Below are 12,392 nucleotides of genomic sequence, written 5' to 3'. Positions count from 1 at the left end.
GGCCCCTCGCGGGCCACCCCCCGTGGCTCTTCGGGCCGACCGTCACGCGTCTCAGCTGGAATTATGAGAGCCGGTCCACACCACTGCCAATAAAATCAATCACCGCACTCCGCCACAATGATCAACTAATCGGACACGCCGTGATCGAACCGCAATGGGCGGATCGGCACCGTCCGCCGACCCGCCCCTCGGCGGATCAGGAGTGGGCGCGCTCGGTCAGCTCGACGACCTTGCCGGCGGAGTCGATCGCGACCTTGTAGTCCCCGCCCGAGCAGGGGTAGAAGCCCTTGCTGCTGGTCGGGTCGGCGAGGCACTCGCTGATGTGCTTCACCAGGTCGGCGAGGTTGACGTCCTTCGACGGGACCATCACGGAGTTGAGGTGACCCTTGACGGTGGGCGCGAACGGCGCGGTCTTGTCGGCGCCGGTCGGCTCGAAGACCACGTCGTTGACGCCGCACGCGGTCTTGGTGTCCTTGTAGACCAGCGTGGTGGTGCTGGTCCCCTTCACCGGGTAGATCCACTTCTGCCCGGCGGGCAGCGGCGCGGCGTCGCAGAAGCCCTCGGGCTCGTCGCTCGCGCCGGCCGAGGGCTTGCCCGTGCCGCTGGGCTTGGCAGCGCCACCGGGCTTGGCCGTGCCGGTCGCGCCCGGCTTGCCCGTCGGCGCGGCACCGGTCGGGGCGGCACCGGTCGGCGCGGCCGTGGCCGGGGTCGTGGCCGCGGGCTTGTCGGCGCCGCCGCCCCCGGCCTGGTCCGAGGAGTTGTCGGGACCGCAGGCGGTCAGCGCGGCCAGCGCGGCGGTGGCGGCCAGTCCGGCGCCGAGCATTCTCCGGAAAGCGGGCATGACGAAGGAACCCCCGTTGGTGACGCATGATCAGATGGTGAGGTGCGGCGGACAGACTAGCGTCTGCCGCCGACACCCCTCCCGGGCCCGGCCACCGCTCAGCCCAGCTGCGCCAGGCCCTCGGTGGCGATCCGCTCGAAGACGGCGAGGTCGTTGGCGAAGATCGAGTCCGGCACCGGCCAGTGGATCACCAGCTCGGTGACGCCCAGCTCCCGGTACGTGCCGGCCCAGTCGACGAAGGCGTCCAGCGACGCCAGCGGCTTCTCCGCGGTCGAGCCCTGGAGCAGCACCTTCTCCAGCGTCGCCACGTCCCGGCCGGTCGCCTCGCAGGCGGCCGTCAGCTTCTCGATCTGGCTCTTGACCACCGAGGGCGCCTGCTCCACCGGCACGTCGGCCGGCCCGCGAGGGTCGCCGTACGTCACCCAGCCCTGCCCGTACTCGGCGGCCAGCTTCAGCCCGCGCGGACCGGTCGCCGCCACGTAGAACGGCACCCGGGGCGTCTGCACGCAGCCGGGGATGTTCCGCGCCTCGACGGCCGAGTAGTAGGTGCCGGTCTCGGTGGTCGCGTCCTGGCGCAGCAGCTTGTCCAGCAGCGGCAGGAACTCCCCGAACCGGTCCGCCCGCTCCCTGGGCGACCACGCCTCCTGGCCCATCGCCGTCGCGTCGAAGCCCGTCCCCCCGGCCCCGATCCCCACAGTCAGCCGCCCGCCGGACACGTCGTCGACGGAGACCAGCTCCTTCGCGAGCGTCACCGGGTGCCGGAAGTTCGGCGAGGTCACCAGGGTGCCCAGCCGGATCCGCTCGGTCGCCGCGGCCGCCGCCGTCAGCGTCGGGACCGCCCCGAACCACGGCGCGTCCCGGAACGACCGCCAGGACAGGTGGTCGTAGGTGTACGCGGCGTGGAAGCCGAGGTCCTCGGCCCGTCGCCAGATCTTCTGCCCCTCGCTCCACCGGTGGATGGGGAGGATCACCGTGCTCAGTCGCATACCCGCGACCCTACGGTAGCCGTCGGCGGCCGGCGCCCTCCGACCTGACGAGGCACTACGGTGCGGAGCGGCCCCCCGTCGGATTCAACGCTGCAGCCAGGTGAGCAGGGTCGTCGCCGCGAACACCGTGGCCGCCGCCAGACAGACCGCGCGCGGGGTCAGCCACCCGGGGCCTCCCGGGACGGGCCCCGGGGGCCGGGACTGCGGGACCGGAGCCAGCAGCGCGTCCGCGAAGGCCTGGGCGGTCGACGGCCGGTCCGCCGGATCGACGGACATCGCGGCCCGCAGCAGCAGGACGACGTTCGCCGGGAGCTCCGTTCCGGCCGGGAGCGCCGGCAGCGTCCAGGCGGCCGGCTGGTCGGTCATCAGGGCCGTGGCGCGCCCGCCCGGGCCGAACGGCTTCTGCCCGGTCAGCAGTTCGTAGGCCACGACGGCCAGCGCGTACACGTCGGCCCTCCCGTCGAACCCGCCGGTCTGGAAGGCCTGTTCCGGCGCCATGTACGCGGGCGTGCCGGTGGTCACCGTCAGCCCGGACGCGTCGGCCAGTTGCTTCGCGCTGCCCAGATCCGCCACCAGCACCGCGGCGGGCGCGGCGTCGGTGGCGAGCAGCAGGTTGGACGGCTTGACGTCGCGGTGCACCACGCCCGCCTCGTGCAGGACCTGGACCGCGTAGCCCGCCTCCGCGGCCAGCCGCAGCGCCTCCTGCGGGTCGCACTGCCCGACCCGGTCCGCCAGGGTGCCGCCGCGTACGTAGTCCATGACGAAGTAGGGCCGGTCCTCCTGCACCCCGACGTCGTGCACCCGGACCACGCGCGGGCTGGCGATCCGGCGCAGCAGCCTCGCCTCCGCCAGGAACCGCTCGCGCACATCGGCGTTGACGGCCCAGTTCTCGGCCAGCACCTTCACCGCGACCTCGGTGTCGAGCTCCGGATCGTAGGCCTTCCAGACCGTCGCGAAGGAGCCGGCTCCGAGCCGCTCCATGAGGAGGTAACGGCCGAGCTTGCGCATGTGGCAGCATTCTGCCGGAGTCGGGGGGAGTGCGGAACTCCCCTCCGACGAGTGGGGTTCCGGGCGGGACGAAACGGGGGGATCCGGGTGTTCGAGGAAGGCGAGCTGGAACGGCTCGTGGCGGCTGCTCAGGCAGGTGACCCGGGGTCGATGGAGTACCTGCTGGCCAAGCTGCGGCCGGTGGTGCTGCGCCGCTGCTCGCGCTTCCTGCCCCACCACGCCGACGCGGAGGAGGCCGCACAGGACGCGCTGCTGTCCATCAGCACGCACCTGGGCGGGTACGGCGGCCGCGGCTCGTTCCTGGGCTGGGTGACGGTGATCGCCTCGAACGCCGCCCGGTCCACCTACCGCTCGATGCGCCGGCGCGCCGAGGACAGCCACGCCGACCTCCCCGAGTCCGTCGACCCGCGCACCACCAGCGTCATCGCCGGGACCCGGCTCGACCTGATGGAGGCGCTGGCCGCGCTGGAACAGCAGCACCCCACCCTGGTGGAGTCCTTCGTGCTGCGCGACCTGGGCGACCTGACCTACGTCCAGGTGGCCGAGGAGCTGGACGCCCCGTTGGGCACGGTCAAGGACCGCATCCACCAGGCCCGCCGCTTCATGCGCGAGCGCCTGGTCACCGGTCTGTGAGCGGCGGTCCCGCGGCGGGCGGCGGCCGCGTCGTCGTCCGGCGCCGGTCCGTCGTCGCCGCCCTGGTGGCAGCCGCCGTGCTCGGGCTGGCGACCGGCCGGTTCGTCCTGCCACCGCCCCCCGGCGCCACCGCGCACCCGGCAGCGCGGTCGGGTGCCGCGGTCGGCGGGGCGTCCCAGGGCGCGTCCGCTGCCGCGACGCCCGGCGGGTCCGGCCCGACTCCTTCGTCCTCGTCCTCCGCCTCCGCCTCCGCCTCCGCCTCGCCGACCGGTGCGACCGGGCCGGTGACGACCGCGAACCTCCTGGGACCCGCGGCGTTCGGCCCGGAGTTCGGCACCGGGAAGATCCACGTCACCGACCGGTACGGCGACGGGGCTTACGCCAACGCGGCCTGCACCGGCGAGAAGACCCTCACCCAGACCCTGGGCGGGCGGGGCGCCCACTTCCGCGGACTGACGACCAGCTCCCGCACCAGCCCCGACGACCCCACGGTGTCCGCCGAGCGCGACGGCCAGGTCGCCCGCGAGGTCGCCGCCGAGACCCCGAGCCCTTCCCGGGCGCAGAACTTCGCCGAGCGCCTGCTGCTGGAGGAGGTGCCCTGCCAGGAGGCGGTGCCGGGGCACTGGGTCTACGGCAGGACCACGACGGTGCAGCTCGCCCCGGACGTCACCGCGAGCTGGATGGGCACCTACCAGGGATCCCTCAACACCACCGGCACAGCGCCCGAGGGCAAGGAGCCCTGCGGCGGCATCGCCGTGCTGCGCAGCGGCACCCATTACGGGGTGCTGGAGGTCGATGCCTGCCTGGGAACGGCCGCGATGGACCGCGTCGTCAGGGCCGCTCTGTCACAGCTGTGAAACAGCGGGTCAGGGCTCCAACTTTCGCTCCACCGGCGGCATCTCCCCGGTTGTACGAGGACGCAGCAGGCGTCCCGACCAGCAGGGGGACCAGATGACCGAGAACGCCGTCCAGCAGAAGTCCGTCCGCCGCAACCGGCTCGCCGCCGCGGCCTGCTTCGCCGCCGCACTGATCACGGTCAGCGTCGTCGGCACCCAGTCGGCCACCGCCGACGGGGCCGCGCACAACGCCGCCGGCCGCACCCCGGTCGCCGCCCAGCCGGTGACCGCCGCCCAGCCGGCTGCGGCCGCGCCCCGAGTCGGCTCCGCCGGCCTCGTCCAGAGCGAGGACTTCCAGCAGGGCCTGAACCCGGTCGGCGCGACCGTTGCGCTGACCGGACGCCAGGCGCTGTCCGCGTGCTCCGGCGAGGAGACGATGCGCGACCTGACCAAGGACAAGGCCACCGCGTACGCGTCCGTGAACTGGAGCCTCGACACCCACGGCATGCTGACCGAGTCGGCCGCGAGCGCCCCCACCAAGGCCGCGGCCGACACCTGGGAGAAGCAGCTCGTCGGGCTCGTCGAGGGCTGCCAGGACGAGCCCGCCGGCCACTGGCACTACGGCGCGGCCCACACCCTGACCGTCGCCGGCGGCACCGCCCGCTGGTACCCGGCCTACAACGGCGACGGCGCCGTCAGCGGCGGGGTCGCGGTCCTGCGCAGCGGCACCCGGGTCGCCGTGGTCGAGCTCACCGGCCAGCCCACCAGCGCCCCGACCTACGTCGAAGGCATCGCCACCGCAGCGCTGAAGCGCCTTTCCTCCTGAACGCCGCCCGGCTCCGCCCGCCCCACCGGGCGGAGCCGGCCCCGGACACGAGCGCGGAGGCGGCACCCCGCACCGTACGCCGGGCCGCGGGGCGGAGCTCGCGGCCGGTGTCGCGCCGTCCGGCCGGTGGGCCTCAGGCACCGTCGCCGTGTGAGGACCAGACGCGAACGGCCGCCGGCGGTAGCACCCGGCCGAAGACGTTCCCGGCGAAGTGACCACCGGCCAGCAGGGTGTTCCCGTCCTCCAGGTCCTTGAGCAGCTGTTCGCGGGTGCGTACGCCCTGCTCGGGATCGACGTCGAAGACGAAGGCCCAGTGGCTCTCGGCGACCTGGACCTGGCAATGCATCACATCGCCGAGGATGATCAGCCGCCGGTCGCTCTCGCCGCCGGGGTCGGTGACGACCAGGCTGGTGTGGCCGGGGGTGTGCCCGGGCGTGGCCAGGGCGCGCACGCCGGGAGCGATTTCGTCCCCGTCGGCGACGAAGGCGATCCGGTCGGCGAGCGGGACCTGCACCGCAGCGGCGTCCGGGCCGGGGAACGCGCCCTTGCCCGCCCAGTACCGCCACTCGGCCTCGCACACGAGGTGCCGGGCCCCGGCGAACGTGAGGCCGGTGAGCCGTGCGTCGGCGGGACAGTCGGGTGCCGGCGCGACATTGCTGGTCCACCCCACGTGGTCGTGGTGGAGGTGGGTGTAGACGACGGTGTCGACGTCCTGCGGTGTGAGCCCCTCTCCGGCGAGGGACTCCAGCAGCCGGCCGCCCTTGAACTCCGCGATCCCGGGAACCGCGAAGTCGACGGCGCCCAGACCGAGGTCGACCAGGATGACCCGCTCCCCGGTGCGGATCAGGAACGAGCCGATGCTGACCGGGAACCGGCCGTCGCCGTCGAGGAACTCGGCGTGGGTGGCCCAGCCACCCGGGAGGCTGTCCGGGAAGAACGCGGCCGGATCGAGCCATCCGTGGCCGTCCGGCAGGTAGGTGACCGTCGTGGCGCCGATGGCGGTCTTCGCACGGGGTGCGGGCAGAACCATGGTGGTACTCCACATCCTTGGGCTTGGGCTTGGACTTGGGCTCGGGCTCGGGCTTGGACTCGGGCTCGGGTTCGGGCGAGAGCGGGGGGACCGCGCCTTGAGCGGTCCGCCGGACGGGGCCGGGGCCTACAGGCCCTGGAGCGCGGAGCGCGTCGGCTCGAACTCGATCACGTCGTAGGTGACGGCGCCGGTGCGGAGGAACGGGTCCTCGGCGATGACCTTCTCGATCGTCTCCCGGCTGTCGGCCCGGGCCAGGATCACGCCTCCGGTCCTCGGCACCCGGCGCCCCGTCAGGAGGAAGACACCGGCGGCGATGTTCCGGTCGACGTACTCGTAGTGCTCCGGCAGCAGTGCGTCGAGCCGGTCCAGGACCCCGTCCTGGTAGGTCAGCAGCAGAACGAACATGCCTGCAGGTAACGCCTGTTCGCCGTGGGCCGTCCACGAGGCGGAGCCTCACGCGGCTGAGCCGCTGCCTAACACGCCAGCATGCGGGCGATCGCGCGCAGCCCCGAGTGGGCCACGTCACTCGTCCAGGCGAGCGCCAGGCGCAGCCGGGGCGGGTCCTGCGCAAGCGGGCGCCACGTCAGTCCCGGTTCCGCCACGACGGGTCGGGGCCGCAGCGCGACCACCTGGTCGCCGGAGATCAACTCGGCCAGCAGCAGCGCACGGCGCGGAGCCACGGCACGCACGGCGGGCCGCCATCCGGCGGCGTGACAGGCGGCCAGTACGGCATCGTGGTAGCCCGGGGCCAGCTCCCGGCGGAACCAGAGCAGTTCCTGCCCTTCCAGATCGGCCCAGTCGACCGCGTCGCACGCGGCCAGCGGATGCTTGGGGCACAGCAGCACGCCCAGCGGTTCGTCGTGGATCACCACCGACTCGAGCCCGTCCGCGTCGACCGGAAGCGTCAGCACGCAGCAGTCCAGTTCCCGGCGACGCAGACGCACGAGCTGCTCGGCGGAGCCCGCGTCCTCGAACACCAGCGCCACGCCGGCCTCCCGGGCGACCGTGCGGAACCGTCGCGGCAGTTCGGGCGGCACGCCCGGCGGTACCCCGACCGTCCACACCCGCGCGGCCGAGGCCGCCGCCGCCACCGCGCGCATGCCGCGTTCCGCCGCCGCCAGCGTCGCCCGCGCCTCGGGCAGCAGTGCCGCGCCCGCAGCCGTGAGCGTCATCCCGGCCGGAGAGCGCGCGAACAGGGGCACGCCGAACTCCGCTTCCAGCGAGCGGATCTGCTGGCTCAACGACGGGGACCTCAAGCCGAGCCGCTGCGCCGCCCGCCCGAGGTTCTCCTCCTCGGCAACGGCGCAGAAGTACCTGAGCTGCCGCAGCTCCATGGGCCACCTCCCCGCCCACCATCATCCCAAGCCGCCCTGCCTCCCGGCCGACGGACGCCATGAGCAGGGCTGCTCCCGAAGCACCCGCGACCCTGCGTTCCGGCTGTCCGGGCCGCTGTCACTGCAGGTGGGAGCGGGTGCGGGTGGGGGTGGGCGGGGCGGATAGGGGCCGGATAGGCGGGTGGTAGCGGCGCCGGTTCGAACGGATAGGCGGGGCCGGGAGAGTGGTTCTCACCAAGGCGAGCTCCGCCGAATCGTGAGGACTCGGAAAGATGATCGATTACCAGACCCGCCCGGCGTCGAGGGGGGCGACGTCCCCCGATGCCGCTGTGCTCAGCACGGTCGTCAAGCGCTTCACCAGCGCGAAGGGCGAGGAGTTCACCGCCGTGAACGGCCTGGATCTGCGGATCCGGCGCGGCGAGATCGTGGCGTTCCTCGGACCCAACGGCGCCGGCAAGTCGACCACCATCGACATGCTGCTGGGGCTGACCCGGCCCGACTCGGGAACGGTCGAGCTGTTCGGTCTGCCGCCGCAGCAGGCGGTGCGCGACGGACGGGTGGCTGCGGTCCTGCAGTCGGGGGGCCTGCTCCCGGACCTGACCGTGGGCGCGACGGTCCACATGCTGGCCTCGCTCCACCCCGCCGCCGACGCCGAGCAGTGCATGCACCGGGCCGGCGTCGCCGAGCTGCGCGACCGCCGGGTCTCCGCCTGTTCGGGCGGTGAGCAGCAGCGGCTCCGGTTCGCCCTCGCACTGCTGTCGGACCCCGAGTTCCTGGTCCTGGACGAGCCGACCGCCGGGATGGACGTGTCGGCCCGCCGGGAGTTCTGGGCGGCCGTCCGCGAGGACGCCGGGCGCGGTATGACGGTCATGTTCGCCACGCACTACATGGAGGAGGCGGACCAGTTCGCCGACCGCGTGGTGATGATCGACAAGGGCTCGGTGGTGGCCGACGGTTCGGCCTCGTCGATCCGCGCCGCGATCAGCGGGCGCACGGTCTCCGCGGTGCTCGGCCTGTACGAGGCGGAGTTGGTGGCCCGGGCGGCCGGCGTCCGCTCCAGCACCGTCCGCGGCGAGCGCCACTACTTCAACTGCACCGACTCGGACTCCCTGCTGCGCGTGCTGGTCAACGAGACGTCGGCCACCGGGATCGAAGTGGCCCCCCGCAGTCTCGAAGAGGCCTTCGTGGCCATCACCACCAACGGCCGCACCGTCCAGAAGGGGATCTGATGGCCTCCCTCACCGCGTCGGGCGCCCGCCCCGGCACCTCCGCGTTCAGCGGGGTGAACCCCACCTTCATCCGCTACGAGCTCCGCCGGCGGTTCAACCGCCAGACCACGATCTTCACCGTCCTGCTGCCGGCGGTGCTGTACCTCGCCCTGTTCCGCACCAGCCCGAACGGCGCGACGCTCCCGCACGGGAACTTCGCCGCCTGGATGATGATCGGCCTGGCGGTGTACGGCGCCGCGACGGCCGCCACCAGCTCCGCCGCGACCATCTCGGTCGAGCGCGCGTCGGGCTGGATGCGCACGATCGCGCTGAGCCCGCTCACCCCGCCCGGGTACCTGCTCGTCAAGGTGGTCTGCTCGGTCCTGATGGCCGGCGTCCCGGTGGCCATCGTCGGTGTGCTCGGCACCCTCACCGGCGCCGAGGCCGACGCCGGCGTCTGGGTGACGTCGCTGCTGGTGGCCTGGCTCGGGGCGGCGGTGTTCGCCGCGCTCGGCATCGCGATGGGTCTGGCGCTCAAGCCCGACGTCGTGATGCACATGCCCGGCCTGACCATGACCGCGCTCGCCTTCCTGGGCAACCTGTTCATCCCGCTCAGCGGGACCATGCTGGAGATCTCGCGGTTCACCCCGATGTACGGGGTCGCGACCCTCGCCCGCTACTCGCTCACCGACGGCTACTCGTTCAGCGGCGAGCACTCCAGCCTGGCGGGCGCCGTCTTCAACATCGTCGCCTGGTTCGCCGGCTTCTCGTTCATGGCGATCCGCCGGTTCGCCAAGAGCACCGGCCGCCAGTAGCCCGGCCGCCGGTCGGACCCGGCCGCCAGGAGCCCGGCGGGTGCCGGCCCACCCCGGACGGCCGGCACCCGCCGCCGGGCACCGCACCACCACCCGGACCGCACCACCACCACTACCTGGACCGCACCGGGCGCCTGGCGCCGTGCGAAGGGCACCACACGAAAGGGGGATAGAACACATGTTCGCAATTCTTGCGCCGGGCCAGGGCTCCCAGACCCCTGGCATGCTGGCCGGCTGGCTGCGCGACCCGCTCCACGCCGAACGCATCCGCGACTGGTCCGAGGCCGCCGACTGCGACCTGGCCCACCTGGGCACCAAGGCCTCCGCCGCGGAGATCGCCCGCACCGAGAACACCCAGCCCTTGCTGGTCGCCCAGGGCCTGCTGGCCCACGGCGTGCTGGCCCGGACGGCGCCCGAGGGAAGCACGGTGGCAGCCGGCCATTCCGTCGGCGAGCTCACCGCGGCCGCCTTCGCCGGGGTGCTGAGCCCCGCCGACGCCGTCCGGCTGGCCGCGATCCGTGGCCGCGCCATGGCCGCGGCCTGCGCCGAGGCACCCACCTCGATGGCGGCGGTGGTCGGCGGGGACGAGCCGCAGGTGCTGGCCCGGATCGCCGAACTCGGCCTCACCGCGGCCACGTTCAACGGCCCCGGCCAGATCGTGGCCGCCGGGCTCACCGAGCGCCTGGAGCAGCTGGCCGCCGCGCCGCCGCCCTCCGCGACGGTCAAGCCGCTGCCGGTCGCCGGCGCCTTCCACACCCCGTACATGGAGTCGGCGCGCCGGGCCGTCGCGGCCGCCGCCGCCACGATGCGCTTCGAGCGGCCGGACCAGCTCCTGCTCTCGAACGCGGACGGCGCGGTGCTCACCGAGCCGGAGGAGATCCGCCGGCGGCTGGTCGACCAGGTGGTCCGGCCGGTGCGCTGGGACCTCTGCCTGCGCACCCTGGCCGAGCCGGCGCCGGAGCTCGCGGTCTCGCTGCCGCCGGCCCGCACCCTGGCCAACATCCTCAAGCGCCAGTTCCCCGGCCTGGAGGTGCTGTCCGTCAACTCGCCCCGGGAGCTCACCCGGGCCCACGAGCGGCTCGGTGCCGCGATCGGCAGAGGAGAGCCCGCCCGTGCTGGTGTCTGACCTGCTCACCCGCCCGCGCGCCGAGCGCGCCGACCACCCCGCCGTCATCGACGCCGACGGCTCCCTCGACTACCGCGGGCTCGGCACCGCCGTGGACCGCGCGGCCGGCTGGCTGCGGGGCCGGGGCGTCACCACCGGCGACCGGGTGGTGTACACCGGCGGCAACGACCGCGCCTTCCTCGCCCTCTTCTACGCCACGCTCCGGATCGGCGCCGTCTTCGTGCCGGTGCACCCGGAACTGACGGACGCCCAGGTCGGCCACATCGTCGAGGACTGCAGCGCCGCGCTGGCGCTCTGCCCGCCCGCCGCGGGCCGCGCCGCCGGCCGCACCGTCGAGGTGGCGCAGGCCTGGCAGGAGATCCTGGCGACGCCCGCCGACGACTTCGCCGCCGACGTCCCGGACGACAGCACGGCGATGCTGATCTACACCTCCGGCACCACCGGCCGGCCGAAGGGCGTCGTCTGCCCGCACCGGCAGATGGTCGCGGCGGTCGGGGCGGTCAACGCCCGGCTGCAGTACCGCGCGGACGACGTGGTGCTCTGCCGGCTGCCGCTCTCCTTCGACTACGGGCTCTACCAGGCCCTGTTCTGCGCGCTCACCGGCAGCACGCTCGTCCTCGCCCAGCGCGGCCACGACGTCGGCCTGCTGCGCGTCATCGAGCGGCACGGCGTGACGGTCGTCCCGCTGGTGCCGTCGCTGGCGCAGATGCTGGCCCTGCTCCAGGGCAAGCTGCGCCGGCCGACCGGGGTCCGGCTGTTCACCAACACCGGTGCCCGGCCCGGCCGGGCGGTGATGTCCGAGCTGCTGGAGCTCTTCCCCGGCTCGGCCTTCGCGTCGATGTACGGGATGACCGAGTGCAAGCGCATCTCGATCCTCGACCCGGCCGAGTACGCCGCGCACCCCGACTCCGTCGGGCCGCCGATCCCCGGCGACCGGGTGCGGATCGTGGACGCCGAGGGGCGGACGGTCGCCCCCGGCACGATCGGCGAGATCGTGGTCTGGGGCCCGACCGTGATGGCCGGCTACTGGGGGATCCCGCTCGACGAGCAGAACCGTTTCGTCCGCCGCACCGACGGCACCCTGGAGCTGCACACCGGCGACCGCGGCCACCTCGACGAGGACGGCCGGCTCTACTTCGCCGGCCGCGACGACGACGTGATCAAGCGCCGCGGCATCCGGCTCGCCCTGACCGAGATCGAGGACGCCGCCGAGCGGATCCCCGGGGTGACCGCGGCCGTGGCCCTGAAGCCCGAGCCCGAGGACGGGCCGCTGCACCTCGCGGTGCGGAGCCCGCTGGCGCCGGAGGAGATCCGCGCCCAGCTGGCCCGGCAGCTCGACCACGCCCGGATGCCCGACCTGATCGTCCCGATCGACGCCGTACCGCTGACCGCCAACGGCAAGCCCGACCGCGCCGCCGCCAGGCGCCTGATCGACCCGCCGGCCGCCGCGCCCGCCACCACGACCCCCTTCGCACAGACGAGGACCACCCATGAACCAGTCGCAGTTTGACCAGCTCGTCGAGCGCGTCTGCGCCGTCCGGGTCACCGACCCGCAGACCCCGCTCGTGGACCTGGGCGTGGACTCGCTCCACACCATCGCCCTGGTGATGGCCGTCGAGGAGGAGTTCGGGATCGAGGTCGACCCCGACGCGCTCGCCGACCCCGCCCTCGCCTCGCCCGCCGGCCTGCTGCAGTACGCGCAGGCGCAGGCCGGCGCCGCGGCCCCGGCCGCGGTCTAGGGACCTGGAC

14 protein-coding genes are annotated in these 12,392 nt (G+C 73.8%); 8 read left to right on the top strand and 6 right to left on the bottom strand.

All coding sequences use genetic code 11. The annotated features are described in order from the left end of the window. Window positions 1-196: 196 nt before the first annotated feature. From RMN57_RS20935 to RMN57_RS20925, 3 genes are all read right to left on the bottom strand, one after another. Window positions 197-841, bottom strand: a complete 645-nt coding sequence (locus RMN57_RS20935; protein ID WP_313764875.1) for a hypothetical protein — start codon at window positions 839-841, stop codon at window positions 197-199. A 98-nt stretch (window positions 842-939) separates the two neighbouring features. Continuing rightward, window positions 940-1,827, bottom strand: a complete 888-nt coding sequence (locus tag RMN57_RS20930; RefSeq protein ID WP_313764874.1) for an LLM class flavin-dependent oxidoreductase — start codon at window positions 1,825-1,827, stop codon at window positions 940-942. Window positions 1,828-1,911: 84 nt separating this feature from the next. Further along, window positions 1,912-2,835, bottom strand: a complete 924-nt coding sequence (locus RMN57_RS20925) for a serine/threonine-protein kinase (RefSeq protein ID WP_313764873.1) — start codon at window positions 2,833-2,835, stop codon at window positions 1,912-1,914. An 87-nt stretch (window positions 2,836-2,922) separates the two neighbouring features. Between RMN57_RS20925 and RMN57_RS20920 the strand changes: the two genes are divergently transcribed. The 3 genes from RMN57_RS20920 (at window position 2,923) to RMN57_RS20910 (ending at window position 5,130) form a co-directional block, all read left to right on the top strand. Further along, entirely contained in the window at window positions 2,923-3,468 is a 546-nt protein-coding gene (locus RMN57_RS20920; RefSeq protein WP_313764872.1) for an RNA polymerase sigma factor, read from the top strand. Further along, window positions 3,465-4,325, top strand: a complete 861-nt coding sequence (locus RMN57_RS20915) for a hypothetical protein (protein ID WP_313764871.1) — start codon at window positions 3,465-3,467, stop codon at window positions 4,323-4,325. The genes RMN57_RS20920 and RMN57_RS20915 overlap by 4 nt, the downstream gene beginning before the upstream one ends. A gap of 94 nt (window positions 4,326-4,419) precedes the next feature. Further along, window positions 4,420-5,130 carry a hypothetical protein gene (locus RMN57_RS20910; protein WP_313764870.1) on the top strand — a complete coding sequence of 237 codons (711 nt, stop codon included), beginning with the start codon at window positions 4,420-4,422 and terminating at the stop codon, window positions 5,128-5,130. 133 nt (window positions 5,131-5,263) lie between these two features. Here the strand turns inward: RMN57_RS20910 and RMN57_RS20905 are convergent, their stop codons facing one another. From RMN57_RS20905 to RMN57_RS20895, 3 genes are all read right to left on the bottom strand, one after another. Continuing rightward, window positions 5,264-6,160, bottom strand: a complete 897-nt coding sequence (locus RMN57_RS20905) for an MBL fold metallo-hydrolase (protein WP_313764869.1) — start codon at window positions 6,158-6,160, stop codon at window positions 5,264-5,266. Window positions 6,161-6,286: 126 nt separating this feature from the next. After that, window positions 6,287-6,565: a YciI family protein gene (locus RMN57_RS20900; RefSeq protein WP_313764868.1), complete on the bottom strand. Its 279-nt coding sequence runs from the start codon at window positions 6,563-6,565 to the stop codon at window positions 6,287-6,289. Window positions 6,566-6,633: 68 nt separating this feature from the next. Next, window positions 6,634-7,494: a LysR family transcriptional regulator gene (locus RMN57_RS20895; protein ID WP_313764867.1), complete on the bottom strand. Its 861-nt coding sequence runs from the start codon at window positions 7,492-7,494 to the stop codon at window positions 6,634-6,636. A 272-nt stretch (window positions 7,495-7,766) separates the two neighbouring features. Between RMN57_RS20895 and RMN57_RS20890 the strand changes: the two genes are divergently transcribed. The 5 genes from RMN57_RS20890 (at window position 7,767) to RMN57_RS20870 (ending at window position 12,382) form a co-directional block, all read left to right on the top strand. Then, window positions 7,767-8,723: an ABC transporter ATP-binding protein gene (locus RMN57_RS20890; RefSeq protein WP_313764866.1), complete on the top strand. Its 957-nt coding sequence runs from the start codon at window positions 7,767-7,769 to the stop codon at window positions 8,721-8,723. Further along, the gene (locus RMN57_RS20885; protein WP_313764865.1) at window positions 8,723-9,517 is read left to right on the top strand and encodes an ABC transporter permease; all 795 of its coding nucleotides are present in this window, start codon (window positions 8,723-8,725) and stop codon (window positions 9,515-9,517) included. The genes RMN57_RS20890 and RMN57_RS20885 overlap by 1 nt, the downstream gene beginning before the upstream one ends. Before the next feature lie 178 nt (window positions 9,518-9,695). After that, on the top strand, window positions 9,696-10,643 hold the full coding sequence (locus RMN57_RS20880) for an ACP S-malonyltransferase (RefSeq protein WP_313764864.1): 948 nt from the start codon (window positions 9,696-9,698) through the stop codon (window positions 10,641-10,643). After that, window positions 10,630-12,153 (top strand): class I adenylate-forming enzyme family protein, encoded by a 1,524-nt coding sequence (locus RMN57_RS20875; RefSeq protein WP_313764863.1) that lies wholly within the window; start codon window positions 10,630-10,632, stop codon window positions 12,151-12,153. The genes RMN57_RS20880 and RMN57_RS20875 overlap by 14 nt, the downstream gene beginning before the upstream one ends. Then, the gene (locus tag RMN57_RS20870) at window positions 12,134-12,382 is read left to right on the top strand and encodes an acyl carrier protein (protein WP_238860728.1); all 249 of its coding nucleotides are present in this window, start codon (window positions 12,134-12,136) and stop codon (window positions 12,380-12,382) included. The genes RMN57_RS20875 and RMN57_RS20870 overlap by 20 nt, the downstream gene beginning before the upstream one ends. Window positions 12,383-12,392: the final 10 nt, after the last annotated feature.

This window comes from Kitasatospora sp. CM 4170 (genome assembly GCF_032110285.1).
Lineage (GTDB): Bacteria > Actinomycetota > Actinomycetes > Streptomycetales > Streptomycetaceae > Kitasatospora > Kitasatospora aburaviensis.
The sequence above is the reverse complement of the archived record's forward strand: the minus strand, read 5'-3'. Positions and strand labels throughout refer to the sequence as shown.